Origin of the sequence: Bacillus sp. PS237 (genome assembly GCF_037963345.1) — a bacterium.
Taxonomy (GTDB): domain Bacteria; phylum Bacillota; class Bacilli; order Bacillales; family Bacillaceae; genus Bacillus; species Bacillus subtilis.
The window spans coordinates 2666654-2691787 of the sequence record NZ_CP150156.1; the positions used below are offsets into that span (position 1 = coordinate 2666654).

26 protein-coding genes are annotated in these 25134 nt (G+C 43.8%); 5 read left to right on the top strand and 21 right to left on the bottom strand.

Going from position 1 to position 25134, the window contains the following annotated elements:
* Positions 1 to 81 precede the first annotated feature (81 nt).
* The 3 genes from NST22_RS13890 to NST22_RS13900 all read right to left on the bottom strand — a co-directional run bounded on the left by NST22_RS13890 (position 82) and on the right by NST22_RS13900 (position 2052).
* On the bottom strand, positions 82 to 231 hold the full coding sequence (locus tag NST22_RS13890) for a YrzI family small protein (RefSeq protein ID WP_004399102.1): 150 nt from the start codon (positions 229 to 231) through the stop codon (positions 82 to 84).
* Between the two features lie 389 nt (positions 232 to 620).
* Entirely contained in the window at positions 621 to 1421 is an 801-nt protein-coding gene (locus NST22_RS13895) for a formate/nitrite transporter family protein (RefSeq protein ID WP_003229815.1), read from the bottom strand.
* A 262-nt stretch (positions 1422 to 1683) separates the two neighbouring features.
* A complete protein-coding gene (locus NST22_RS13900) occupies positions 1684 to 2052 on the bottom strand; it encodes a DUF2294 domain-containing protein (RefSeq protein ID WP_004398508.1) in 369 nt (122 codons plus the stop codon).
* Between the two features lie 315 nt (positions 2053 to 2367).
* Here NST22_RS13900 and fdhF point away from each other — a divergent pair, with 315 nt between their 5' ends.
* Together fdhF and NST22_RS13910 are read left to right on the top strand one after the other, a co-directional pair.
* A complete protein-coding gene (gene fdhF / locus NST22_RS13905) occupies positions 2368 to 5310 on the top strand; it encodes a formate dehydrogenase subunit alpha (protein ID WP_010886582.1) in 2943 nt (980 codons plus the stop codon).
* 18 nt (positions 5311 to 5328) lie between these two features.
* Positions 5329 to 5811, top strand: coding sequence for a DUF1641 domain-containing protein (locus tag NST22_RS13910; RefSeq protein WP_003246168.1), 483 nt, complete (start codon positions 5329 to 5331; stop codon positions 5809 to 5811).
* 35 nt (positions 5812 to 5846) lie between these two features.
* Here NST22_RS13910 and NST22_RS13915 read toward each other — a convergent pair whose 3' ends face one another.
* The 5 genes from NST22_RS13915 to NST22_RS13935 all read right to left on the bottom strand — a co-directional run bounded on the left by NST22_RS13915 (position 5847) and on the right by NST22_RS13935 (position 9646).
* A complete protein-coding gene (locus tag NST22_RS13915; RefSeq protein ID WP_003237358.1) occupies positions 5847 to 6077 on the bottom strand; it encodes a YrhC family protein in 231 nt (76 codons plus the stop codon).
* A gap of 82 nt (positions 6078 to 6159) precedes the next feature.
* The gene (locus NST22_RS13920) at positions 6160 to 7299 is read right to left on the bottom strand and encodes a bifunctional cystathionine gamma-lyase/homocysteine desulfhydrase (protein WP_003229810.1); all 1140 of its coding nucleotides are present in this window, start codon (positions 7297 to 7299) and stop codon (positions 6160 to 6162) included.
* Position 7300: 1 nt separating this feature from the next.
* A complete protein-coding gene (locus tag NST22_RS13925) occupies positions 7301 to 8224 on the bottom strand; it encodes an O-acetylserine dependent cystathionine beta-synthase (protein WP_003229809.1) in 924 nt (307 codons plus the stop codon).
* A gap of 64 nt (positions 8225 to 8288) precedes the next feature.
* Positions 8289 to 8984: a 5'-methylthioadenosine/S-adenosylhomocysteine nucleosidase gene (mtnN, locus tag NST22_RS13930; RefSeq protein WP_009967881.1), complete on the bottom strand. Its 696-nt coding sequence runs from the start codon at positions 8982 to 8984 to the stop codon at positions 8289 to 8291.
* 20 nt (positions 8985 to 9004) lie between these two features.
* Positions 9005 to 9646 carry a class I SAM-dependent methyltransferase gene (locus NST22_RS13935; RefSeq protein WP_003229807.1) on the bottom strand — a complete coding sequence of 214 codons (642 nt, stop codon included), beginning with the start codon at positions 9644 to 9646 and terminating at the stop codon, positions 9005 to 9007.
* A 192-nt stretch (positions 9647 to 9838) separates the two neighbouring features.
* Here NST22_RS13935 and NST22_RS13940 point away from each other — a divergent pair, with 192 nt between their 5' ends.
* Positions 9839 to 10042, top strand: a complete 204-nt coding sequence (locus tag NST22_RS13940) for a YrzA family protein (RefSeq protein WP_003229806.1) — start codon at positions 9839 to 9841, stop codon at positions 10040 to 10042.
* Positions 10043 to 10078: 36 nt separating this feature from the next.
* On the opposite strand, the gene NST22_RS13945 is transcribed toward NST22_RS13940, so the two are convergent.
* The 13 genes from NST22_RS13945 to NST22_RS14005 form a co-directional block, all read right to left on the bottom strand.
* Positions 10079 to 10780: a YrrS family protein gene (locus NST22_RS13945; protein ID WP_003246156.1), complete on the bottom strand. Its 702-nt coding sequence runs from the start codon at positions 10778 to 10780 to the stop codon at positions 10079 to 10081.
* 64 nt (positions 10781 to 10844) lie between these two features.
* Positions 10845 to 12599 carry a penicillin-binding protein 2 gene (locus tag NST22_RS13950; RefSeq protein ID WP_004398903.1) on the bottom strand — a complete coding sequence of 585 codons (1755 nt, stop codon included), beginning with the start codon at positions 12597 to 12599 and terminating at the stop codon, positions 10845 to 10847.
* A 53-nt stretch (positions 12600 to 12652) separates the two neighbouring features.
* Positions 12653 to 13126, bottom strand: coding sequence for a transcription elongation factor GreA (gene greA / locus NST22_RS13955; protein WP_004399078.1), 474 nt, complete (start codon positions 13124 to 13126; stop codon positions 12653 to 12655).
* A 250-nt stretch (positions 13127 to 13376) separates the two neighbouring features.
* Positions 13377 to 14012 carry a uridine kinase gene (gene udk, locus NST22_RS13960; RefSeq protein WP_003225916.1) on the bottom strand — a complete coding sequence of 212 codons (636 nt, stop codon included), beginning with the start codon at positions 14010 to 14012 and terminating at the stop codon, positions 13377 to 13379.
* A 6-nt stretch (positions 14013 to 14018) separates the two neighbouring features.
* Positions 14019 to 15287 (bottom strand): U32 family peptidase, encoded by a 1269-nt coding sequence (locus NST22_RS13965; RefSeq protein WP_003229802.1) that lies wholly within the window; start codon positions 15285 to 15287, stop codon positions 14019 to 14021.
* A gap of 18 nt (positions 15288 to 15305) precedes the next feature.
* Positions 15306 to 16235: a peptidase U32 family protein gene (locus NST22_RS13970; RefSeq protein WP_004399094.1), complete on the bottom strand. Its 930-nt coding sequence runs from the start codon at positions 16233 to 16235 to the stop codon at positions 15306 to 15308.
* Positions 16236 to 16240: 5 nt separating this feature from the next.
* A complete protein-coding gene (locus NST22_RS13975) occupies positions 16241 to 16894 on the bottom strand; it encodes an O-methyltransferase (protein WP_003229800.1) in 654 nt (217 codons plus the stop codon).
* A 151-nt stretch (positions 16895 to 17045) separates the two neighbouring features.
* Positions 17046 to 18128: an endolytic transglycosylase MltG gene (gene mltG, locus NST22_RS13980; protein ID WP_003229799.1), complete on the bottom strand. Its 1083-nt coding sequence runs from the start codon at positions 18126 to 18128 to the stop codon at positions 17046 to 17048.
* A 130-nt stretch (positions 18129 to 18258) separates the two neighbouring features.
* On the bottom strand, positions 18259 to 18540 hold the full coding sequence (locus NST22_RS13985) for a DUF1292 domain-containing protein (protein WP_003246199.1): 282 nt from the start codon (positions 18538 to 18540) through the stop codon (positions 18259 to 18261).
* 17 nt (positions 18541 to 18557) lie between these two features.
* Complete coding sequence (gene ruvX, locus NST22_RS13990; RefSeq protein ID WP_003229795.1) at positions 18558 to 18974, bottom strand: Holliday junction resolvase RuvX; 417 nt, start codon at positions 18972 to 18974, stop codon at positions 18558 to 18560.
* A gap of 7 nt (positions 18975 to 18981) precedes the next feature.
* On the bottom strand, positions 18982 to 19248 hold the full coding sequence (locus NST22_RS13995) for an IreB family regulatory phosphoprotein (RefSeq protein WP_003225903.1): 267 nt from the start codon (positions 19246 to 19248) through the stop codon (positions 18982 to 18984).
* Positions 19249 to 19332: 84 nt separating this feature from the next.
* Complete coding sequence (alaS, locus tag NST22_RS14000; protein WP_003246158.1) at positions 19333 to 21969, bottom strand: alanine--tRNA ligase; 2637 nt, start codon at positions 21967 to 21969, stop codon at positions 19333 to 19335.
* Positions 21970 to 22299: 330 nt separating this feature from the next.
* On the bottom strand, positions 22300 to 23361 hold the full coding sequence (locus NST22_RS14005; RefSeq protein WP_009967889.1) for an AI-2E family transporter: 1062 nt from the start codon (positions 23359 to 23361) through the stop codon (positions 22300 to 22302).
* Between the two features lie 155 nt (positions 23362 to 23516).
* On the opposite strand from NST22_RS14005, the gene NST22_RS14010 reads away from it, so the two are divergent.
* Complete coding sequence (locus tag NST22_RS14010) at positions 23517 to 24245, top strand: amino acid ABC transporter ATP-binding protein (protein ID WP_003246180.1); 729 nt, start codon at positions 23517 to 23519, stop codon at positions 24243 to 24245.
* A 21-nt stretch (positions 24246 to 24266) separates the two neighbouring features.
* Positions 24267 to 25088 (top strand): glutamine ABC transporter substrate-binding protein GlnH, encoded by an 822-nt coding sequence (gene glnH, locus NST22_RS14015; RefSeq protein WP_003245954.1) that lies wholly within the window; start codon positions 24267 to 24269, stop codon positions 25086 to 25088.
* Positions 25089 to 25134 lie beyond the last annotated feature (46 nt).

A 25134-nucleotide genomic window follows, 5' to 3' on the forward strand; every position in this document is an offset into this window, starting at 1 on the left:
TTGGTCCTTCTCCATTGTATAATGCATCAATAGTTCCATTCTAAGCATATGCCATTCCCCCTTCAGTTTTTTTCGTTGCTTTTAGCGCCAGTTTGTTAAATAAAGATGCTTTAACTGAGACTCTTTCATTTCATCATAAATTTGTTCAATCTGCTGTTCTCGTTCGAATTCTTCCAGGCTTTTAAACCGTTTTTTAATCGTTAACGTTAAAAAGAATAGGTTAATCGTCATATCGCTCACCCCCTTTCAAAGTCCGCATCAAGCGAAATAACCCGCGGCACAACCCTTCTGCCGCGGGCAAATAAAAACCGCAGACAAAAGAAGACACCAATGCCTCTACTGCCTGCGGGGAGTTGCGTATGTCCGACTATTCCGAATTTAATGCGTGCGATAAGCATCGGTTAAGGAAGGACACGAACTCTTCCACAGGCTGAATAAACCATGAACTTTTACATGTGTATCACGTACAGGTTGACGTCGTTGTCTCATTGTCATTTTGGTTCAGCCTCCTTTGCTTTTTTCTTACTTTGTAAGTATATCCACCAAATTCCATTTTGTAAACATCTTTTTCTAAAAATGGACGGAAATTGTGCAAATCATCGAATGGATTTGCCCGTTGGTCATGACACCTGCTTCATTTCTTTTCTGGAGCGGTCTTTCTTATGATATGCAATAAAATAAATGAGACCGACAAATACAGCTCCGCCGATGACATTACCGATAAAAGCCGGAATGATGTTTCCGATGAACTGCCCCCACGTGAATGAGCCTGCAAAAATGGCAGCAGGAATCACAAACATGTTGGCGACAACGTGCTGAAATCCGATAGCCACAAAAGCCATGATTGGGAACCAGATGCCAAGGATTTTTCCTGCTGCGTCTTGGGCGCCGAAAGAAAGCCACACTGCAAGACATACAAGCCAGTTACAGCCGATGGCGGAAATGAGAACCTTGCCAAAGCTCATATCAAGCTTTCCTTGGGCAACGGCAATCGTTTTTTCTAAATAAGGACCTGTTTCAGTCAATCCAACCAAATGCCCGAAAAAGTAAGCAACAAACAATGCGCCGATTAAGTTCATAATTGTGACGATTCCCCAGTTAATCGCTAACTCTTTTACTGATATTTTTCTCGAAAATAACGCCATCGCAACTGACATCATATTGCCTGTGATCAGTTCAGCGCCAGCGAGAACGACAAGGATCAGGCCGACTGGAAATACTGCTGCACCAATCAAACTGGACAGGCTCCCCCATTCTTTCGGAAGATCGCCAATTACCCTGATATCAAGCAAATACCCAAGCGCGATAAATGCACCGCCTAAAAACCCCAGCACAAGCAGTGACGGCAGCGGGAGCTTTATTTTTTTCATCCCTGCTTCAATTGCTGCTTCCGCTATTTCATCCGGTTTTCGAAAAGCCATAATAAAACGCCTCCATTACTTCTTCTTTTCTCACAGTTATGCAAGAAAGGCAATAAAAAAGGCAGCACTCAAATAACCTGTGTCAAACCAGGCGTTTGAATGCTGCCTAACTTGTATGCATACCCATACAACAATATCAAGCAGTATATAAGATATTGAAAGAGAATATATACAGTTCGTGCATACATTCCATTGCTTTAGCCTTCTATAACTGTAGCAACATCATATCAAATGTGACAAATTTGTGTCAATGACAAATATACTAGCTTTGCAGAGCTTCTTTTTGCTCATCTATTTTTCGGTCAAAAACAAATACAGATACAGCGATGTTTTCCTCAATTTTAATATCAGAAAACAAATGGACTAGCTTAGCTCCCATAAGTTCCTCCATTCCTTCCGGTGTTTGTTTGGAATAAAGGTCTTGAATTAGGCTTGTCCGGGCCGCATGTACCATCTCTCTTCCTTCAGGCGTGCGGGCAATAAACTGCTCGCTTGCACTCAGATTTCCGTATAGTGTTGAAACTGCCATGTTTTCTACAAATACAGTATGAATTCTCTCAGGCCCTTTTCCGAACAATTCTTTGCGAAGTTTTCGAATAATATCATTGAATTCATGAATTTTTTTAGACATGCTGATTACCCCTTCCGATATTGCCTTATAAAGGCTTTTCCCGGTTCCCCTCAGGACATTTCACTTGGTTAAAATTTTCCTGCCATATTGTATTATAATAAATATCACATTATAATAAAAGCAGTGTTGATGGATTTGTAATAGGATCTTGTTATGAGTCTATCGTTTTATAAAAATCAAGGATTGGTCTGTTAGTAAGACTTGCTAGTGAACTATTCCGCCATGTGTGTTTACACCTTCTTAGAATTAAGGGCAGGTGTATCTATACATGGCTTTTTTTGACTTCTTGAAAGAAAGATGGAGGGGAATATGAATATGATGGACGTTAAGTCGATCAGTGTCCGTGTAGACGGAACAGAAATTCAAGCACGAGCAGGGGCCACAATTTTAGATATTTTAAATGAAAACGGAATTGAGTACCCGCAGATTTGCCACGTACCAGAGGTTGACCCGATTCAAACTTGTGATACTTGCATAGTAGAGGCAAACGGCAAGCTGGTTCGTTCATGCGCGACGGTTGCAGAAAACGGGATGTCTATTGATCTTTCAGGAAATCGAGTGAAAGAAGCGCAAACCGAAGCGATGGACCGCCTTCTTGAAAATCATTTGCTGTATTGTACAGTTTGCGATAACAACAATGGAAACTGTACGCTGCATAATACAGCGGAAATGATGGGGATCGAGCATCAAAAATACCCATACACGCCAAAAGAAGATCCTTCTTGCGCGGTTGATATGTCTCATCCTTTTTACCGCTATGATCCAAACCAATGTATTGCCTGCGGCCAGTGTGTTGAGGTCTGTCAAAACCTTCAGGTAAATGAAACACTCTCAATCGACTGGGAACGCGAACGCCCTCGCGTCATTTGGGATGAGGGAGTTCCGATCAATGAATCTTCCTGTGTCAGCTGCGGTCAGTGTGTAACAGTATGTCCATGTAATGCACTGATGGAAAAATCAATGCTCGGGCAGGCTGGTTTTATGACAGGCATTAAAGAGGACGTCATGGAACCGATGATTGATCTCGTGAAAAATGTTGAACCGGGGTATGGCAGCATTTTTGCCATTTCTGAAGTCGAAGCGGCAATGCGTGAAACGAGAACGAAAAAAACGAAAACTGTATGTACGTTCTGCGGTGTCGGATGTTCATTTGAAGTATGGACAAAAGGACGGGATATTTTAAAGATCCAGCCTGTTTCTGATGCTCCGGTTAACGCAATTTCCACATGTGTCAAAGGGAAATTCGGCTGGGATTTTGTCAATTCAAAAGAGCGGATCACAAAGCCTTTAATCCGTAAAAACGGAGCCTTTGTGGAATCTTCTTGGGAAGAAGCCCTCGATCTTGTCGCAAGCAGATTAGGATCAATTAAAGAGCAGTACGGTAAAGGCTCTGTAGGGTTTATTTCTTCTTCTAAAATTACGAATGAAGAAAACTACGTCATTCAAAAACTAGCGCGTCAGGTATTTGAAACAAACAACGTCGATAACTGCTCACGCTACTGCCAGTCTCCTGCTACAGACGGATTGTTCCGCACTGTCGGCATGGGCGGTGACGCCGGCACGATTAAAGATATTGCCAAAGCAGGCCTGGTCATCATTGTCGGTGCCAATCCGGCGGAAGGACACCCAGTGCTCGCAACACGCGTCAAACGGGCACACAAGCTCCACGGTCAAAAACTGATTGTTGCTGACCTGCGTAAAAATGAGATGGCTGAGCGATCTGATCTGTTCATCAGCCCTAAACAAGGCACAGACCAAGTTTGGCTGATGGCTGTTACGAAATATATGATCGACCAAGGCTGGCACGATCAGGCGTTTATTGATGAGAACGTCAATTACTTTGAAGATTATAAAGAAACCCTTAAAACGTATACGCTTGATTATGCAGAACGCATCACAGGCCTTTCAAAAGAAAACATCATTCAAATTGCTGAAATGATTCGTGATGCTGACGGCACTTGTGTCCTTTGGGGAATGGGTGTCACACAAAATACAGGCGGTTCTGATACATCAGCAGCCATTTCAAACCTGCTTCTCGCTACGGGCAACTATCGCCGTCCAGGTGCCGGCGCTTATCCTCTGCGCGGACACAATAACGTGCAAGGCGCATGTGATATGGGAACATTGCCTGGCTGGCTGCCGGGATATCAGCATATTACAGATGACAAAGCACGCGCTAAATTTGAAGAGGCATATGGTGTCGAGATTGATGGAAAGCCTGGTTTAGATAATATTCAAATGCTTCATGCCATTGAAGAAGGAAAAATGAAAGCTATGTATCTTGTCGGTGAGGATATGGCACTGGTCGATTCAAACGCGAACCATGTGCATGATATTTTATCAAGCCTTGATTTCTTCGTGGTACAGGACATCTTCCTGTCAAGAACAGCTCAATATGCTGATGTCGTCTTGCCGGCCACTCCTTCACTTGAAAAAGACGGAACATTTACCAACACAGAACGCCGTGTCCAGCGATTGTATCAGGCGCTTCCGACGCTTGGTGACGCAAAACCGGACTGGTGGATTATTCAAGAGGTGGCAAACCGTTTAGGAGCGAATTGGAATTACAGCCATCCAAGTGACATTTTCTCTGAAATGGCGAGTCTTTCTCCTCTGTTTGCCAAAGCAAGCTATGAGGTGCTTGAAGGCTGGAACAGCTTCCTATGGGGCAGCTTCACAGGTGAAAGCACACCGCTTCTGTATGAAGACGGATTTAATTTCCCTGACAAAAAAGCCCGCTTTGCCCTTTCTGATTGGACCGAGCCAGCGGCATTTCCGGAGGAATATGACCTTCATATCAATAACGGCCGGATGCTGGAGCATTTCCACGAAGGAAACATGACAAATAAATCGAAAGGCATCCAAGCGAAAGTGCCGAATGTATTCGTTGAGATCTCACCTGAGCTTGCACAAGAGCGAGGTGTTTGTGACGGTTCGCTTGTACGGCTCGTTTCTCCGTTCGGAGCAGTCAAATTGAACGCGCTGATCACAGACCGGGTACGGAAAAATGAACTCTATTTGCCAATGAACTCGACAGACAAGGAGTCAGCGATTAACTTCTTGACGGGCCCTGCAGCTGATAAACGGACGAACACGCCTGCTTATAAACAGACAAAGGTCCGCATGGAAGTGCTTGGCGGCTGTGAAACAGCGCCGCTTCCAAAAACAAATCCGCGCAACAAAAAACGGCATCCGCAAAACGGAGTCGAAGCAGAAAGAAAATGGAACCGCCCTGGCTATGTACATCTGACTGATTAAACGATAGGAGGAAAACGAATGGCCACTCCGATTACGACGATCAAAAAAGAAACAAAAACAGCTGAGCAAATTAAGCTTGAAAAAATAGAAGAACTGAAAGAGCTGCTGGCGGAAAATGAGGACGCCGTCTCTAAAACGATGACGTTAATGAATGAACTCAATGATCTTGGAATTTTTGATGCGGCAACAAGCATGCTCAGAGCGAAGGAAGACATTGCCAAGATTGCGCTTGGCCAAGTTTCCCGCGAGCCTGTCACCAACCTCATCAACACGATGATGGCCGCCGGAGGCGCATTGACAAAAGCCGATCCTGAGTTTACAGCAAAGCTTTTAGAAAGCGTAATGGCTGGGACTGAACAGGCACAAAGCTTTTTAAAAGAAGACAAGAAAGTCGGGATTCTCGACCTGTTAAAAGCAATGAACGATCCTGACATCAACAGAGCCGTCGGGTTCGGCCTTCAGTTTTTAAAAGGCATGGGAAAAGAACTTCGAGAACAATAACAGAAAAACAGCCATCTCTGATGATGGCTGTTTTTTTATTCGTCGGCTTCTTCCAGACGCTTCTTGTAAATAAGTGAACGGTCAGCGCAAAAGAAGGCACCGGCTAAAAATACGCAATCCGCTAAAAACATCGTCGATTTCTGGCCTAATGTTAAGCCTTGATCAGGGAGAACTGCGCCTATATATAAAAAAGTGCTGACTGCAAGCAATGTAAAAGCAAAATGCTTGTAGTCTTCTTTTAAAGATTTCATTCTATTTTTGTTCAAAAGAATCACCTGCCAGATTCATAGTATACGACTATTATAATATAATCCGGCGGCTTACAGAGAAAGTAATTCTATCCATTTGTTATATATTTTCAAGCGCTTGGCCGATATCTTCCAACAAGTCTTCCGCATCTTCAATTCCTACAGAAATTCTGATCAAGCCGTCCGTAATGCCGAGCTCAAGCCGGCGTTCTCTCGGAATAGAGGCATGTGTCATTCTTGCAGGAACAGAAATTAAGCTTTCAACCGCCCCCAGGCTTTCAGCAATGGTAAACAGTTTCAGATTTCCTAAAAACGCATCAACCCGTTCTTCACTGCCAATATCAAAGGAGATCATGCCGCCGAAGCCCGCTCCTTGCGTTTTTGCAAGCTCATGTCCGGGATGATTTGAAGAACCAGGGTAATATAACGTTTGGACAGCAGGGTGATTCTCAAGAAAGCTTGCGATTTTCCGCGCATTTTGATCGATCGCTTCCATTCTGAGTCCCAACGTTTTGATTCCTCTCATTAACAGCCAGGAATCTTGAGGGCCGAGCACGCCGCCTGTGGAGTTTTGCACAAAATGCAGCTCTTCTCCAAGCTCTTTCGAAGCTGTCACAACTAAACCTCCGACGACATCACTGTGTCCGCCAAGATATTTTGTCGCACTGTGCAGTACGATATCAGCGCCTAAAGTAAGCGGCTGTTGAAAATAAGGAGTATTAAAGGTATTGTCTACGATAAGCAGAACACCCGCTTTTTTTGCGATATCAGCCATGAGCGTCAGGTCGGTGATTTTGAGCAACGGGTTTGTCGGTGTTTCAATATAAATTGCTTTTGTATTAGGGCGAATCGCTTTTTCAACTTCTTCCCTGCTGCTCGTATCAACAAATGTTGATTCAATGCCAAGACGGTTAAGCACCTTTGTCATCACGCGATATGTTCCGCCGTACACATCATCAGTCAACACGACATGATCTCCGCTGTTAAACAGCATCATAACCGCTGTAATGGCAGCCATTCCTGAGCTGAACGCATAGCCTGCTTCCCCGCTTTCCAGTTCTGTCACAAGTGCTTCGAGAGCGGTTCGAGTCGGATTGGCCGTTCTTGAATACTCGTAGCCTGTATGCTGCCCTGCTTTCGGCTGCTTGTACGTGCTTACTTGATAAATCGGCACGGAAACTGCGCCTGTTTTCTCATCACCTGTGATTCCGCCATGTATCATCAATGTTTTTTTCTTCATATCAGATGCCTCCTTCGTATATTTGTTTGCTGATATATCGATCGCTGCTGTCAGGAAATACTGTGACAATGTTAGTTCCAGCGGATGCTTTTTTCGCTTCCTCCAATGCCGCATAAAGCGCTGCACCTGAAGAGCTTCCGATCAGCAGGCCTTCTTTTTCTGCCGCTTCTTTCACAAGTCTAAACGCATTCTCATCTGTTACGGTGTAGATCTCGTCAAAATGGCTCTTATCCATATAATCGGGGATAAACTCCATGCCGATGCCCTCTGTTTTATGAGCGTGGGGCTCTCCTCCGTTTAAAATCGAGCCCACCGGTTCAACAATCACCGTTTTGACTGCTGGATTTTTTTCTTTTAAGAAGGAAGCTGTCCCTGCGAATGTGCCTCCTGATCCTGCCCCTGCGACAAATGTATGAATATTCCCGTCAAGCGCTTCCCACATTTCAGGTCCAAGCGTCTTATAGTAAGTCGATGGATTTACTCGGTTTTTAAATTGCAAAACGCAATAAGAATTTTCAATTTCAGTCTCCAGCTGAATGGCTTTTTGAATGGCTCCCTGCATTCCGTCTTGACGCGGTGTATGAATGATTGATGCGCCAAGCGCTTGCATAATTTGCTGTTTCTCTCTGCTGAAATGTTCAGGGACACAGAAAATCGCTTTCAGCCCATATTTTCTGGCACTTAACGCAAGGCCGATCCCTGTATTGCCTGCCGTAGCTTCTATAATCACTCCGCCGGGTTTCACTTTGCCTGAATCGAGCGCGTCACGAATCAGCATATCTCCCAGTCTGTCTTTGATGCTTCCCCCTGGATTCATCATTTCAAGCTTGGCATACACCGCGACTCCTTCTGGAACATCAAAGTTCTTCAAGCGGAGAAGCGGTGTATTCCCAATCAGCTCGGTAATGTCCGTAATCACTGTCATATATGTCCTCCTCCTTAATAGAGGTTGTTTTTAGAGAAAAACGGAGGAGAACGTTCTCCCCGTTTTAATGAATTCGTTTGATCACCTTTAACACAAGCTCTGTTGAATGAACAGCCGCCTGCTCTAAAAATTGGTCAAATGAAACATGTGATTCTTTGCCTGCGATATCTGATAACGCTCTGATGACGACAAACGGCGTTTTAAATTGATGGCATACTTGAGCCACTGCCGCAGCCTCCATTTCAACCGCGTACAGATCAGAAAATCTCGCACGCACCTCTTCAACCCGCTTCGGATCGTTCATGAAAGAATCGCCTGTTGCAATCGTTCCTTTTGCAACCTGAATGCCGTCGAGTTCAGATACCGCTTCTTCAGTGATGCTGATCAGCTTTTCATCCGCCGCATAAGCAGCCGGAAGACCCGGCACTTGGCCGTATTCATAGTCAAAAGCCGTTACGTCTACATCATGGTGGCGAACGTCAGTGGAAATGACGACATCCCCTACATTCAATGTATGATGAAATCCGCCGGCTGAGCCTGTGTTAATGACATAATCAGGCTTGTAACGGTCAAGCAGAAGCGTCGTGCTGATAGCAGCATTTACTTTTCCAATTCCTGATTTTAAAAGAATCACTTCAGTTCCTTCATATTCGCCTGTTGTAAATTCACAGTGTGCGATCGTTTCTGTTTTTGCATTTTCAAGTTTGTTTCTTAAGATGGTAACTTCCTCTTCCATTGCTCCGATGACTGCTAGTCTCATCTATTCACATTCCCTTCACTTTACCGTTTGATCGCCTCCATTATCCACACGAAGTCGTTTTGCTGAGTGAATCGGACTGCAAAACCTTCAGCTGTAAACATTTCTTTCAACGCATCCAATGTAGGATAATGCTCTGTCTCTAAATCATTTGCAAGCTGATAAAAGCCTTGAGAACGGGCTTTATCGATAGCCTGTTGATACGCTTGCGCATTTTCAAAGACGGTATCGGCAAACACTATTTTATCATGCAAGTGAAGGTATTTGCCATATTGCTTTATGGCAGCCCGCTTTTCTTCGTCAGTCAAATGATGAAAAGCATATGAACTGACAATCGTATCAGCCTGAAATGGCGGCTCAGGGAATGTCAGGAAGTCTCCATCAACGATTTCCGTCCTGCCTGAGAGCTTGTCAGAAGCCAGTTTACGCATTGCTGGAGAAGGTTCGATTCCAAATACAGTTTTGCCTGCATCGAGCAGCTTAGCTGTCAAATTCCCGGTCCCCGGGCCAAATTCTAACACATGCGTTCCAGATTTTCTGACGATGGCATCAAGGATATGATCGTAGCCTCTGAACGCTTCTTTATACTGAATATCTAAACCTTGTACTGTTTGATCATAAGTTGCTGCCCAATCTTCAAAGAGAGGGATAAATTCACGGCCCATATTTGTCACACTCCATATTTAATAATTCCTATAAGTATACTATGGATTAATGATGGAACAGTTCCTATAATACCACATCTTCTGAAAAGCAGGTACTAAAACACTTTGTGTATTTTATGCCATCTCATATTGCGCATTGACCGCAAAAAAGCTTATACTTCATATGACTTGTGAAAGCTGGAGGGTCAAGACATGAATTTTCAATTAGATCTGATTAAAGACAAAGTGGAATTTTTTGAAGCGGCTTCATTGCAGGAGCTTGAAAAGAAAATCAATACACAAATTGAAAACAATAAAGCCATCATGCTCCGGGTGAAATCTGTTTCACACCAAACTGCTGTGGCAGAAGGAAGAATATTGTACAGCGCGGTGGTTCATTTCTCAGCTGAAGCCTAAAACAAAAGCAGCCGGTTTTAACCCGGCTGCTTTTGTTTATTTTAGCTTTTCTACTTTTGTCGGCTTCCAGCCTTTTTCATCGACCCATGTAATCGTGACTTGATATTTATTCCCAGTCGCCTTGTCCAAAATCTTGCCTTTGGCATCCTGAGGGCTGCCGTTATTTCCAAGCCAGAGCACCGTCATGTTATCTGTTGAGACACCAGTTGCGTACGAAATGGCTTTCAGCATCTCAGCCCAGTCTTGTGAGCTTGAATCATAAGTAGCGGCATGCTCGCCAGTCTGCTCAGTTCCGACTGCTTTCCAGTCAGGATTTTCATACGTTTTTTCCACATCGCTCGATGAGCCGCCTTCTGTTACTTTTGCATCTTTAAGCCCGTCACCGGCTGAATCTGAGCTTGAATCTGAATCAGAGTCATCTTTTTTAGAAGAAGAATCATCTTTTTTGGAATCAGAGTCAGAAGACTTCTCAGAATCCTTTTCGCTGTCAGATGTATCTTTCTTGCTGTCTTTTATATCCTCATCCGATTTCTTTTCCGTCTTTCCTGAAGCCGGAGATTCCTGTTTTTGCGCCGTTTCAGAATCCTTGCTGACATCTTTGCTAGAAGGACTGTTAATGAAGAGATTCGCTGCTACTACGACAATTAGTATGGATACGATTGCGATTAAAATGTTAAGCACTAAATTGGCTTTTCTGCGTTTATCACGATTTTCATAACGAGATTGATTATTGCTCAATAATTCTGCACTCCTTTATCCCTCTTGGCTCAGCATATATTTTAACATGTGCTGAGAAGTTGTTCTATTTCTGATTGATTTCAATTTCGTGTACTTTTTTAACAATATCATAAAACACCGAATTTGTCAGAGCCTTATCTCCCGGTGTATCCATGTGTAAAACAACTAGAGCGTATTTCGGCTTATCCGCGGGAAAATATCCGGCAAACCATTTTTCGTAGAGCGTTTCCTTCTCTTTTGAAAGCTTGCCTGTCTGGGCTGTGCCCGACTTCCCTGCTACAGTATACGGAAGATCTTGAAACCTTCTGCCCGTTCCGGAAGGAGATTCTACTACCCGCCGCAGTATTTTTTGAAGCTGCTGTGACGTATATTTGTCTATCGTTTCCCCTTTGAGCTTCTGATCTTTAAACGTAACGAGCGTTGTGCCGTTCTTATACTCAATTTGTTCGGCAATTTTCACCTGCCGTTTTTCTCCGCCGCGGGCGATTGTCGCCATCATATTGGCTACCTCCAGCGGCGTTACCTTTACATTTTTCTGCCCGATTGCTGTTTGCGCAATGGCTTTTTTGACTGATTTGTCTTTTTCATCCCCCCAAATCACGCCGCTTTTTTCGTTATACAGCTGGCGGAAATCGGTTTCGTGGTACAGTTTTCCCTCCCAGCCTGCCCGATCAGTGAGAGCCAGCTTCTCGGACATATCTTCAATAACCGAGCTGTCTTTTTTCATTAATTGTTCTGCAAGACTCGTAAATGTGTAATTACAGCTTTGGGCAAAACTTTCATCAAAAGACAAGGTGCCTTTGTCGTCCCCCGGTTCCCCGTACAGGTTTAAATTGCAATTAAAGGTTTGACTAGGCTTCACCATATTATTTTCGATTGCAGCTGCGGCAATGACTGTTTTAAAAACTGATCCGGGATAGATTGGCGTCAGCATATAATTTTGAAGTGTGTTTTGCCGGGACACGTCTGCATCTGGTTTGCTTACAATTCCCAGAACACTGCTATTTTCGATGTCCAGCAGCACAGCTCCTCCCTTTTTCAGCCCCTGTTCATCCAATACCTCCTCCATCGCTTTTTGAATGCTTTGATCGATCGTTGTTTTGATCTGGAGCGGATAAAATGTATTGGCTTCAGCTGTATATTTGACGTCCATGCCAAACAAAGGGTTTCCTTTTCCGTCCACATGATATAAAAGCTTTGTGTCTTGTTCCGGAAGCAAAAACTCGTCAAATGTCCGTTCTAAACCGGTTGTTCCGATTTCTGTTGTAATCGGAAGGCTCTCCTTGTCAGGATATTTCTTGCGAAGCAGCGCCGGATCTTGGTTCGTGCTCCCTATCGTATGTGAAGCAAGGCTGGGCTTGTCTTCATTCTCCATATATACGCCGTAAATGCCGGGATATTTCAAAGAATTGATTTTTGTGATAGATTGTTTTGAAAGTGTTTTGATTTTCTTTTGCTGCAAAATGACCGGTTTTTTTGCCTGACCTAGTGTCTGGCGCAAATCATCTTCAGACATGCCGAGGATGTCCGCAACTTTTTTGATCGGCCAATCCTGCGTCAGCAGAAAAGGGAACAAAACAACCGCAGGCTCGCTTTGTCCTGTCAGCGCCCGCCCGTTTCGATCTAAAAAAGAGCCTCTTCCATCTGAAATGAGCACTTCCTCCGTCCGCTGTTTCACACTTTCTTGAATCAAATTAATTTTCTTTTTAGAAAATGATTCTGTGAAAAACAGCTGGATTTCTGCAAGTCTCAGCAGAAGCAGAAAAAATACAATCAAAAAAGCGATGACTGCCAGCTTCATTCGTTTCGATATCTTCATAAAAAAACACCTCACCCACATTGTGGACGAGGTGTTTCGCTGCTAAACAGATATTATGAAATTTTCACAATTTTCACGAGCATTTCTCCGCCCGGTGTTTGTACTGTGACTTCTTCATCTACTTTTTTGCCCAAGAGGCTTTTTGCGATCGGTGAATCGTTTGAGATTTTCCCTTCAAACGGGTCAGCTTCCGCGCTTCCGACGATCGTATATGATTCTTCATCACCGTCAGGCAGTTCGACGAAAGTGACGGTTTTACCCAAACCGACAACGTTAGAGCCGCCGTCATCTTCAATGATTTTCGCATTGCGAATCATATTTTCAAGAGTCGTCACGCGGCCCTCTACAAATGCCTGCTCTTCTTTCGCTGAATCGTATTCAGAGTTCTCGGAAAGGTCTCCGAAGCTTCTCGCAATTTTGATTCGCTCTACTACTTCTTTTCGTTTAACCGTTTTCAAATATTCTAATTCTTGTTCAAGTTTTTGTTTTCCTTCTGCAGTCATAGGAAAAACTTTCTCTTGTGCCATGTCCCTTCACTCCTTCTGGTTGTCCCTCAACATCTTCGATTATGTATGAGAGCATAAACTAAAAAATACAAGAATGAGAACACAGGGCAGTCCTCGTTCTTCTCTCCCATATAGGTACTGTTTATCTTAAACTGAATCGTGTCGTTCTGCAAATATTTCGCGTTTATAAACAGGGAAAGAAGGGAATTCGCACATTCCCTTCCTGCCTATACATAATATGGTCAGAGTTATTTATGTCTATGCTATGGTATTACAAAATCGCGTTTTGTTCAAGAATGGTTTGAATTTTTGTGACCATCAGATCAATTGCGACGTGATTCTGACCGCCTTCCGGGATAATAATATCAGCGTATCGTTTCGTCGGCTCGACGAATTGGTTATGCATCGGACGGACCACTGACACATATTGTTCAATGACAGAATCAATAGAGCGTCCGCGCTCATTAATATCTCTCATAATCCGTCTGATGATACGCAAGTCAGCGTCCGTATCAACATAAAGCTTGATATCCATCAGATCACGAAGCCTTTTGTCTTCAAGAACAAGAATGCCTTCAAGGATAATAACATCCTTTGGCTCTACGTGAACCGTTTCTTCTGAACGTGTGTGAAGCTTATAGTCATAAATCGGCTTTTCAATCGGGCGGTAATTCAATAGATCTTGAATATGCTCGATTAAATAGTCATTATCAAACGCAAGCGGATGATCATAGTTTGTGTTCAGCCTTTCTTCAAACGGAAGATGGCTTTGGTCTTTATAATAAAGGTCCTGCTGGATCATTAAAATTGAGTGTCCTTTAAACTGTTCATAAATGGACCGTGTGACACTCGTTTTTCCTGAACCGGAACCTCCTGCGATTCCAATGACTACTGGATTCTTACCCATGGGCTGTTACTTCCCCTTTCTCATCATGTTGCTCGGATAAATCTTTTTGTCTAGTTTGAATTTGACAATTTGCAGGGGATGGCGGGCAGCATCTAGCTCATTTCCGTCTTCGTCCCAAATGGTTTCAATCGTATGTGTAAAGTTTTCGATTTCTGGACCGAAAAATTCCACTTCGTCGCCTTTTTTGAAGAAATTGCGCTGCTGAAGCGTGACCATTTGTGTATCTTCATCATAATTCAGCACTAAGCCGACAAAATCATATGTCGTTTTCTTGGCGTGTTCGCCGAACATTTGCTCTTCATAGCCTGGCGTTCCTTCAAAGAAAGCTGTCGCAGTGTCCCTGTTGGCGCACTTATCAAGCTCTTCAAGCCATTCTTTTTGAATCACAAAGTTTTCTGGATCAGCGCAATAAGCATCGATTACTTTGCGGTATACGCTGACAACAGTTGCTACATAGTGAATGGATTTCATGCGGCCTTCAATCTTTAAGCTGTCGATCCCCATTTCAATCATTTTTGGAATGGATTCAATCAGCTTCAAATCTTTCGGGCTCATCGCAAATGGTGCATCTTCTTCACCATACAAAGCAACGGCGTTGGCACCGTCTGTTTGGTAGAGATCATAATCCCAGCGGCATGACTGGCAGCAGCCTCCGCGGTTGGAATCCCGCGCTGTCATGTGATTGCTCAGCACGCAGCGGCCGGAATATGCAATACACATTGCGCCATGAATGAAGGATTCGATTTCGATATCTACCTTTTCTTTCATTTCTCTGATTTCAAGAGCGCTAGTTTCACGTGCCAGCACGACGCGGTCGAGACCTTCTTCCTTCCAGAACTGGACAGCCTTCCAGTTTGAAAGAGACTGCTGTGTGCTCAAGTGAACCTCAACATTCGGCGCCACTCTGCGGCATGTTTCAATAATAAGCGGATCTGCCACAATAATACCGGCAACGTTGGCGTCTCCAAGCGCTTTTAAATAGTCTTCAAGCCCGTCCATGTTTTCATTATGAGCGAAAATATTCGTTGTTACGTAGATCTTCGCGCCATATTTCTTTGCGAATTCAACGCCTTCTGCAATTTCTTCGATCGTAAAGTTATCGGCATTCGAGCGAAGCCCGTATTCCTGTCCCCCGATAAAGACCGCGTCCGCTCCGTAATGAACAGCGATTTTCAGCTTTTCAAGATTACCCGCAGGTGCGAGAAGCTCCGGCTTTTTCGTAATCACACGCTTTCCATTAACGATTGTGGATATTTTATCATTTACGGCAGTCATAGCTTAACCTCCTTTTGATTAATAAACCGTTTCCTTGAAGAAGAATCCGGTATCAATTTTTCTGTTTACTGGCTGGATGCTTTCAATGCGTTCGATCCAGTCTTCTTTTTTCGCTTCGTATTCGTCACGGTTTTCCACGCACAAATCAATTGCTTCTCTGTACATTTTGGTGACTTCTATTAGGTATTCAGGCATTTTCAAAACACCATCGATTTTGAAAGAATCAATTCCGGCATCTATCAATTCCTCGAGCTCATCAATGATGCACACATCGTTCGGGCTCATGATGTGAGTGCCGTTTTCATCTTCGAAAATCGGATATTTATTATCGCGTTCTTTATCGTGTAAAAACATGCCTGATTCTTTTTTCTTTCTTTCAATGTCCATGACTTTGCCCTGATATTCAAAATAGTTTCCAATCAAAGAACGCTTCGATTGGAACATGCACGTCATTCCATGCACCTGGATTTCAATTTCGACTTCAGCATTTTCTTTAATCTCAACAATGCTGTCCATGTTTAATTCTCTGGCAAGCACAGAACGCGCCGCACCCTTGCGTCCCCAGTAGTTGCATGTATAATAGTTGGTGCCTGTCGTTTCTGTGCTCCAATGAAGCTTCAGATCAGGCGCAGATTCACGGGCAGCCATCAGCACGGCAGGATCGCCGAATACCGCTGCATCGACACCGGCTTCTGCTAAGAAAGCCAGATATTCGCCAAGCTCACCCACTTTATCATTATGGAAAATTGCATTTACAGCAACGTATACTTTTGCCCCTTCTTTGTGAGCAATCTCTACGGCTTTTGTTACATCTTCACGAGAAAATTCTCCGGCTAATCTCAAGCCGTATCTCTGTTCCCCAACTAAAAACGCAGTTGCCCCAGCCTGTATGAGCGGCAAAATGTCCGCTGTACTCGTCGGCGTCACTAAGAGCTCTGGTTTTTTCATGACGTTCACCTCTTCTTTTTACTAATCGCAAGTCCGTCCCCGACAGGAATAATCGCAGTTTGATAATCCGGATGATTCATCAGCCAATGATTATATTCATCAATTTTGGCTACAAGCCTGCGCCTTCTCTTCGGTTCTATTTTGCTGTAATCCTCTGCCACCAGACCTTTAAACAGCACGTTGTCTGTTATAATCACCCCGTCCGGTGAAAGCATCGGTTCATATAAATGAAAAAAGTTTTGATACTGACCTTTTGCAGCGTCAATAAAAATGACATCGTAAGGCGCGGTTACATGAACGGCGTCGGCTAATTCAAGCGCATCTCCGTAAAAAACATGAATCCGGTCATCAAGCTGAAATTCCTTGATATTGTTTACCGCTTCTTCATGCCGTTTCTCATTGCGTTCAATTGTATATATTTCAGCAGACGGCAGTTCCAGAGCCATTCGAATGGCTGAATAACCAATGGCCGTTCCGATTTCTAGTATTTTTTTCGGCTGTTTCACAGACAAAATTTGAAGCAGCACCTCCATGCCCGCTTTTTCCATAATCGGGACATGATGTTCTTCTGCATATGCTTCAAGTCTCTTCACGTTATCCGGCCGAGGCTTTAATAATGCTTCTATATAGTCATTTATTTGTTCATACCGGTCAGTCACTACAAACAGCCTCCCGTTCTAAAAAGGAGTGCCCCAGTCTTATGCGCAGGACACTCTCTGAATACATCATGATACATCGGTAAACAACCCGATATATTTTATCATAAAACCTTGCGGAAAGCGAACAAAAGGAGAGCTTTTTGCTCTCCTTTTATTTCTCATTTTTTGAGGAAATGTATTTTTCTTTTGCTTTATTATGCTCTTTTAGCGTTTTTGTAAATACGACCTCACCATTTGATTTGGCCAAGAAATACAGATAGTCCGTTTTATCCGGATGCAGCGCTGCTTCCCATGATGACATGCCGGCATTGGCAATCGGCCCTGGCGTCAGCCCTGTGTTTTTATACGTATTGTATGGTGAATCGATTTCCAGATCCTTATAAAGAACCCGATCTTTATGCTTGCCTGCCGCGTACAGGACGGTCGGATCTGTTTGGAGCGGCATTTTCTTTTTCAGGCGGTTATAAAAGACGCTCGCAATTTTATGGCGGTCGGCTTTTTCAGTCGCTTCTTCTTCTATCAAAGAAGCCATTGTCAGCAGCTTATGCACAGAAACTTTGTTTTTCTTCATTTCTGATTTATATGTTTCCACATAAGAATTTGTCTGCTTAATCATTGCCTTGATAATGTCTTCAAGTGATGTGTCCGGATCGTTAAAAGGGTATGTAGCCGGGAATAGGTACCCTTCAAGCGGGTGCTTAATGTTTTTATTGAAAACATCATTTGTCACAGTGTCCGGGAATTCTTTCTTCAGCTGATTGATAAATGTTTCATCGTCCAGCTTCGCTATGACTTGTTTTTTAGAGTATTTTGTTTCATCAGCAATAGCAGCCGCGATTTGGGTCAGCTGTGCTCCCTCAGTCACTGTGATTTGAAAAGCGTAACCTGTAGCCCCGCTTGTCAGCTTCTGAATAATGGCATCTAAATCCATACCTTTATTCAGATGGTAGAATCCGGCCTGAAACCCGGAAGCACCTTTATATTTCACATAGTACTGAAACGCCTTCTCGCTTTTTATGACATCATTTTTCTTTAATATCGATGCGATGGCTGAAACAGACGAACCGCTCGGAATGTTAATATTAACTGTCGTTTTACTGTCTTTTTCAACAGGTTCAAGCAATGATTTCCCATATAAAAATGCCCCGCCAATGATGAGAAACAGCACAACAATGGAAGACAGTATGATTCTTTTTTTATTAAAAAACGATTTTTTTTGCTGATTGATATACATTAGGTCTCCTCCCATCAGCTCTTATACTACATGATTCATTGTATTTCGGCAATTTATTACAAAAAGAGGCCTGCATAAAGCAGAAAAAAGCCGGAGCAGTATAGCTCCGGCTTTGGTTTGGCGCGATGTTTTACTCTTCGTCTTCGTCCGCTAAGAATGTGTTTAGTGTTTCTTCGATCATATCCCATTCTTCGTCAGTTTCAATCGGGAATAGCTCACCGTTTTCACCGTCTTCGTTTGGCGTGAAGCTGGAAGCAAGAATTTCTACTTCTTCGTCATCTTTTGATTCGATTGGATAGTACAAGACATAAGATTTGCCAAACTCTTCATTTTCAAATGTAAACAGCACTTCACAAAGCTGTTCATTTCCTTGATCGTCAACAATTGTAATATTTTTTTCGCCGTGTTCCATTTTCTTCACCTCTGGCTTTAATTTAAGCTGTCAAGATATCCTTGTAAAATCATAACAGCCGCCATTTTATCAATGACTTTTTTTCGTTTTTGCCTGCTGACGTCAGCTGCAATCAGCATTTTTTCAGCCGCCATTGTGGTAAGACGCTCGTCCCACAGCACAACAGGAACATTGTACGTTGTTTCAAGCACTTTCGCAAATGTTTGGCTGGCTTCGCCTCTCGGGCCGACTGTTCCGTTCATGTTCTTAGGAAAGCCGAGCACGATTTTATCTATAGTATAGTCCTTTATCAGTTCAGATAAACGGGATAAACCATAATCGCCTTCTGCTTCATTTATCTTTATGGTCTCAATGCCTTGAGCAGTCCAGCCCATTTCATCGCTCAGAGCTACACCGAGTGTTTTGGTTCCTAAATCGAGTCCTAATATTCTCATTCTTTATTTACGCCTCTTTATGCTGTTCTAAATAAGACTTTACCAATTCCTCGATTAATTCGTCTCTTTCAAGTTTGCGAATTAAATTGCGAGCGTCACGATGCCTAGGAATATAAGCGGGATCACCTGACAGCAAGTATCCGACAATCTGGTTGATTGGATTGTAGCCCTTTTCCTGAAGCGCGTCATACACTGTAATCAGCACCTCATTTACGTTAGTCTCAGCAGAATCATCGGAGAAATTAAATTTCATCGTTTTATCAAACGAGCTCACCGTTTTGCACCTCTTTCCCAAATTCGCAGGCAAAGTTCAGCCTGGGGTCCTAATCTTACCATCATTCTACACTACATGGGCGAATTATAAAACGGATTTCACCCAATCTTCTACAGAAGCCAAAGCTTCTTCTAATTTTTCCGGCTGTTTACCGCCTGCCTGCGCCATGTCCGGACGGCCTCCGCCGCCTCCGCCGCAAACTTCCGCAGCTTGTTTAACCAGCTTGCCGGCGTGAAGTCCTTTCTCAATGAGGTCCTTTGTGACTCCGGCAGAGATATTAACTTTATCGTTTTGTACCGCACCAAGCACGATCACCGCAGAGCCAAGCTTTGCTTTGAGTTCATCGACCATAGTGCGGAGATGATTCATGTCTTTTGCATTTACTTTTGCCGCAAGCACGTTTACGCCGTCAACTTCTTTTACTTTCGACAGGATTGCTCCTGCTTCCACGTTGCCTAGTTTTGCAAGAAGAGATTCATTTTCTCTTTGTGCATCCTTCAGTTCAGCCTGCAGAGCCGCGACCCGTTTCGGCACTTCTTTGATATTTGTTTTCAGCTCGTCAGCGGTCTGCTTCAATACAGAAATCTGGCTGTTCATTTCGACGTAAGCGCCTTGTCCCGTTACAGCTTCAATCCGTCTTGTGCCTGCTCCGATTCCGGATTCAGAAACGATTTTAAACAAGCCGATTTCTGCTGTATTTCTGACGTGGCAGCCGCCGCACAGCTCTAAGCTGTAATCTCCAACTTGAACGACACGGACAATATCGCCATATTTTTCGCCGAACAGTGCCATCGCACCCATTTCTTTTGCTTCAGCGATCGGTTTCAAATCAATGCTGACCGGGATGCTCGCCCAGATCTTTTCGTTTACGATTCTTTCAATTTGTTCGAGCTCTTCTTTTGTCACTTGGCCAAAGTGCGAGAAGTCAAAACGAAGGCGGTTTTCCGTTACAAGAGAGCCCGCCTGATTGACATGAGTTCCAAGAACATCTTTTAGAGCCTGATGCAATAAATGCGTTGCCGTGTGGTTTTTAATGACGCCGCTTCTCATATGGTCTTCAACTTCAGCCGTAACATGCAGGCCTTTTTGAACAGTACCGCTCTCCACAACACCTTCATGCACATGCTGGCCGTTCGGCGCTTTTTGAACATCTTTAATTCTTACAACTGCCTGCTCGCTTCGGAGATAGCCTTTGTCGCCGATTTGGCCGCCGCTTTCTGCATAGAACGGTGTTTCATCAAGAATGATTTGAACGCTTTCTCCTTCATGAGCCTCTTCGATTAATTGGCCGTCCTGAAGAAGCACAATGATATTGGCATCAGCTTTGGTTTGAGAGTAGCCGACAAATGTGCTTTCAACTGTCACGTCGCGCAGTGCGCCGCCCTGCACCTGCATGCTGCCGACATCCTGGCGGGCGTTTCTTGCCCGTTCACGCTGCTGGTTCATTTCCTCCTCAAAGCCCTCATGGTCAACCGTCATGTTCTCGTCTTCTGCGTATTCTTCAGTCAATTCAACCGGGAATCCATACGTATCATACAGTTTAAACACATCAGCACCTGAGATAACGCTGCTGCCCTTGTCTTTTTCTTTTTTGATCATTTCTGACAGGATCGCAAGCCCTTCATTAAGGGTCTCATGGAAGCGTTCTTCCTCGGTTTTAATGACTTTTGCGATGAAATCCGCTTTCTCTTTCACTTCAGGATAGAAATCAGCCATGATTTCTGCGACAACCGGCACTAAATCAAACATGAACGGACGATGGATGTTGATCGTTTTGGCATAACGCACGGCACGGCGTAATAAGCGTCTTAATACATAGCCGCGGCCTTCATTTGACGGCAGCGCACCGTCACTGACAGCAAAGGCAACCGTTCTGATATGGTCAGCAATCACTTTAAACGCAGTGTCTTTCACATTGTCTTTGCCATATGTTTCACCAGAAATCGATTCTGTTGCTTTAATGATCGGAACAAACAAATCGGTGTCAAAGTTTGTCGGAACATTCTGGATGACAGACACCATTCTTTCAAGACCCATGCCTGTATCAATATTTTTCTTTGGAAGCGGTGTGTACGTGCCGTCAGGGTTATGGTTGAACTCTGAGAACACAAGGTTCCATACTTCCAGGTAACGGTCGTTTTCCCCGCCTGGGTAAAGCTCCGGATCTTCTGGATCATTACCGTATGCTTCACCGCGGTCGTAAAAGATTTCCGTATTCGGTCCGCTCGGCCCTTCACCGATATCCCAGAAGTTCCCTTCCAGACGGATAATTCTTTCTTCAGGAATACCGATTTTTTTCGCCCAAAACTCATATGCCTCTTCATCTTCAGGATGAACCGTAACAGAGAGAAGCTCTTTGTCGAAGCCAATCCACTTGTCGCTCGTTAAAAACTCCCAAGCCCATGTAATGGCTTCTTCTTTGAAATAATCGCCGATGGAAAAGTTTCCGAGCATTTCAAAGAAAGTGTGATGGCGCGCAGTTTTACCTACATTTTCTATATCGTTTGTTCTGATCGCTTTTTGAGCGTTTACGATTCTTGGATTTTCCGGCACGACACGGCCGTCAAAATATTTTTTCAGCGTCGCAACACCGCTGTTGATCCAAAGCAGTGAAGGATCCTCATGAGGCACTAATGACGCGCTTGGCTCTACCGCATGTCCTTTTTCTTTAAAGAAATCCAAAAACATTTGACGCACTTCCGCAGAAGTTAAGTGTTTCATTGTATTTCCTCCTCTATAAAAATCGAAATTCTCTTCAGTGACAGCAAAAAAGCCCTCCCCCTATGCAAACCAACGTTTACACAGGGACGAGAGCTGTCTCGCGGTACCACCCTGATTACGGGCATTCATGCGCCCGTCACCTTTAACCCTGTAACGCAGGATAAGCGGCAGTGATTAACTGCACTCAGGATTAGCTTCCTCCGATCTTCTGATAAAGCTCCTTTCAGCTTATGGAGCTTCTCTCTTTAACAGGGCTTCGGCGTACTCAGATCCGTCACTCGAGATTCGTATGTATTCTACGAGAAATTATAGACAAGCGGCACGCCGATGTCAATGCTCCGTCCTCATCCGCAAAAAATGGATCATCATTACTTTTAAAACAGCCGTCGCAGGAACAGCCAGAATCATCCCGACGATACCCGCAAGCTCCCCTCCGGCAAGGAGTGCAAGCATGATAACGACCGGATGCATTTTAAGGCTTCTGCCGACAATGAACGGACTGAGGATATTTCCTTCCATAAACTGCAGAATAAACACCGTAATCACCACAACAAGAACCGCCTTGACTGAGATCGTCATCGCAATTAACAACGCAGGAACAGCTCCGATGAAAGGGCCAAAATACGGGATGACATTCGTTACCCCAGAGATAAGGCCAAGTATCAGCGGATACGGAAGCCCAAATACCCAGAACGAAATGCCTGCAATCACGCCAAGAATCAAGCAGACCAAAAGCTGGCCGCGGATATAATCGCCAAGCGAATCATCCACATCCCGCAAAAAGGCGCTGCCCCGCTTTCTCCACGACTTCGGAGTCAAGTACCATACTGTCTTTTTCATTAACTCAATGTCCTTCACCATATAAAACACGAGAAAAGGGATTGTTGCAGCAATTAAGAAGTAATCAAGCACATTGCGGATCCCGCTGATCGCACCCTCGATCGTTCCCGCAAAAAACGCCTCCGTCTGGCGGATCATTTTATCTATACGGTGATGCATACCATCAGGCCAGTCATCCGTATGGTTATGCACATGAAGAAGAAGCCCGTTATACGTTTCGGCAAACATGGGTATATTTTCTGACAAATCCGTCAGCTGCACGATTAAAACAGGCACCCCTTTATACAACGCCCAGCCAATCCCGCCAAAAAAAAGAACATAAATGACCAAGATGCTCAAAGTCCTAGGCAATCCTTTGCCATGCAGCCATTCTGTGACCGGAAGCAATAAATAAGATATAAAAATAGAAATGATCAAGGGAATAAAGATCGTTTTTATGACGAGCCAAAAGGGTGACCATAACATATCAAGCATAAAAAAGACATAGACTGTTAACAGAACCAGCAAACAAATAGCCACCCACAACAAAAGCTGCACCGGTTTTTGGAGCATCTGCTTTCACCTCACCTATATCTTTTGAGGTTTACAAGGAATTATTCTTTATGTTTCTTTAGTCAGTCAGAAGTCATGGACATTTTTTCACTTTTAATTTTCAGAAAAGTTTGATCATTTACTTTTTGGTCAAATTTTCTGATAGGAGGATTGCGATGATCACATTTCAAAATGTAAACAAGCATTACGGAGATTTTCACGTGTTAAAACAAATTAATCTTCAAATCGAAAAAGGTGAAGTCGTTGTTATCATCGGCCCATCCGGTTCCGGTAAAAGCACATTGCTCAGATGCATCAACAGACTTGAGTCGATCAATGAGGGAGTGCTTACAGTAAACGGCACCGCCATTAACGACAGAAAAACTGATATCAATCAAGTGCGGCAAAATATCGGGATGGTGTTTCAGCACTTTCATTTATATCCGCATAAAACAGTGCTGCAGAACATCATGCTGGCTCCGGTAAAAGTGCTTAGACAATCACCTGAACAAGCAAAGGAAACGGCGCGGTACTATCTTGAAAAAGTCGGCATCCCAGACAAGGCTGACGCCTATCCTTCCCAGCTTTCCGGCGGGCAGCAGCAGCGTGTTGCCATCGCAAGAGGACTGGCGATGAAGCCGGAGGTCATGCTGTTTGACGAGCCGACATCAGCACTTGATCCTGAAATGATCGGTGAGGTGCTAGATGTCATGAAAACACTCGCCAAAGAAGGCATGACAATGGTTGTCGTGACACACGAAATGGGGTTTGCCAAAGAAGTTGCCGACCGGATTGTCTTCATTGACGAAGGAAAAATTTTAGAAGAAGCAGTGCCGGCTGAATTTTACGCGAACCCGAAGGAAGAACGGGCCCGCTTATTCTTAAGCCGTATTTTAAATCATTAAAACAGAAATGGGGGAGCTTGTATGAAAAAGATTTTTTCTTTAGCATTGATTTCTTTATTCGCTGTCATCTTGCTTGCCGCTTGCGGCAGCAAGGGATCAAACGGAGAAGCCTCAAAGGAGAGCAAAAAAGATACGCTAGCCGCCATTAAAGACAATGACAAAATTGTCTTCGGCGTAAAAACGGACACTCGACTGTTCGGTCTTAAAAATCCAAGCTCAGGTGAGATTGAGGGTTTTGATATTGATATTGCTAAACAAATCGCTAAAGACATTTTAGGTGATGAGAAAAAAGCTCAATTTAAAGAGGTCACCTCAAAAACAAGGATTCCTATGCTGCAAAACGGGGATATCGACGCCATTGTCGCCACAATGACGATCACTGAAGAACGAAAAAAGGAAGTTGACTTTTCTGATGTCTATTTCGAGGCCGGGCAATCGCTTCTCGTGAAAAAAGGCAGCAAAATCAAGAGTGTCGAGAATCTTGGCAAAGGCTCAAAAGTTCTTGCAGTAAAAGGCTCCACCTCCTCTCAAAACATTCGTGAAAAGGCGCCTGAAGCATCTGTTTTAGAATTTGAAAACTACGCAGAAGCCTTTACAGCCCTTAAATCGGGGCAAGGCGATGCCCTCACCACAGATAATGCAATTTTATATGGAATGGCTGATGAAAATAAAAATTATCAATTAACAGGAAAGCCTTTTACAGATGAGCCTTACGGGATCGCCGTGAAAAAAGGGCAATCTGCTCTCGCGAAAGAAATCAACGCTTCACTTAAAAAGATGAAGTCGGATGGCAGATACGATGAAATTTATAAAAAATGGATCAAAGAAGACCCAGCTGAATAACAACCATCCCGGGATGAGCAGGCGATGCTCATCCCAATTTGATAAG

Excerpts from the sequence above, each read along its gene's own strand:
- NST22_RS13965 (WP_003229802.1), bottom strand. The coding sequence starts at position 15,287 with ATGACTGCCGTAAATGATAAAATATCCACAATCGTTAATGGAAAGCGT.
- greA (WP_004399078.1), bottom strand. The coding sequence starts at position 13,126 with ATGGCACAAGAGAAAGTTTTTCCTATGACTGCAGAAGGAAAACAAAAA.
- NST22_RS13900 (WP_004398508.1), bottom strand. The coding sequence starts at position 2,052 with ATGTCTAAAAAAATTCATGAATTCAATGATATTATTCGAAAACTTCGC.
- NST22_RS13890 (WP_004399102.1), bottom strand. The coding sequence starts at position 231 with ATGACGATTAACCTATTCTTTTTAACGTTAACGATTAAAAAACGGTTT.
- ruvX (WP_003229795.1), bottom strand. The coding sequence starts at position 18,974 with ATGAGAATATTAGGACTCGATTTAGGAACCAAAACACTCGGTGTAGCT.
- NST22_RS13910 (WP_003246168.1), top strand. The coding sequence starts at position 5,329 with ATGGCCACTCCGATTACGACGATCAAAAAAGAAACAAAAACAGCTGAG.
- NST22_RS13895 (WP_003229815.1), bottom strand. The coding sequence starts at position 1,421 with ATGGCTTTTCGAAAACCGGATGAAATAGCGGAAGCAGCAATTGAAGCA.
- NST22_RS13935 (WP_003229807.1), bottom strand. The coding sequence starts at position 9,646 with ATGGGCCGTGAATTTATCCCTCTCTTTGAAGATTGGGCAGCAACTTAT.
- NST22_RS13985 (WP_003246199.1), bottom strand. The coding sequence starts at position 18,540 with ATGGAACACGGCGAAAAAAATATTACAATTGTTGACGATCAAGGAAAT.
- NST22_RS13920 (WP_003229810.1), bottom strand. The coding sequence starts at position 7,299 with ATGAAGAAAAAAACATTGATGATACATGGCGGAATCACAGGTGATGAG.
- NST22_RS13940 (WP_003229806.1), top strand. The coding sequence starts at position 9,839 with ATGAATTTTCAATTAGATCTGATTAAAGACAAAGTGGAATTTTTTGAA.
- glnH (WP_003245954.1), top strand. The coding sequence starts at position 24,267 with ATGAAAAAGATTTTTTCTTTAGCATTGATTTCTTTATTCGCTGTCATC.
- NST22_RS13925 (WP_003229809.1), bottom strand. The coding sequence starts at position 8,224 with ATGACAGTGATTACGGACATTACCGAGCTGATTGGGAATACACCGCTT.
- mltG (WP_003229799.1), bottom strand. The coding sequence starts at position 18,128 with ATGTATATCAATCAGCAAAAAAAATCGTTTTTTAATAAAAAAAGAATC.
- NST22_RS14005 (WP_009967889.1), bottom strand. The coding sequence starts at position 23,361 with ATGCTCCAAAAACCGGTGCAGCTTTTGTTGTGGGTGGCTATTTGTTTG.
- NST22_RS13950 (WP_004398903.1), bottom strand. The coding sequence starts at position 12,599 with ATGAAGATATCGAAACGAATGAAGCTGGCAGTCATCGCTTTTTTGATT.
- fdhF (WP_010886582.1), top strand. The coding sequence starts at position 2,368 with ATGATGGACGTTAAGTCGATCAGTGTCCGTGTAGACGGAACAGAAATT.
- udk (WP_003225916.1), bottom strand. The coding sequence starts at position 14,012 with ATGGGTAAGAATCCAGTAGTCATTGGAATCGCAGGAGGTTCCGGTTCA.
- alaS (WP_003246158.1), bottom strand. The coding sequence starts at position 21,969 with ATGAAACACTTAACTTCTGCGGAAGTGCGTCAAATGTTTTTGGATTTC.
- NST22_RS13970 (WP_004399094.1), bottom strand. The coding sequence starts at position 16,235 with ATGAAAAAACCAGAGCTCTTAGTGACGCCGACGAGTACAGCGGACATT.
- NST22_RS14010 (WP_003246180.1), top strand. The coding sequence starts at position 23,517 with ATGATCACATTTCAAAATGTAAACAAGCATTACGGAGATTTTCACGTG.
- mtnN (WP_009967881.1), bottom strand. The coding sequence starts at position 8,984 with ATGAGACTAGCAGTCATCGGAGCAATGGAAGAGGAAGTTACCATCTTA.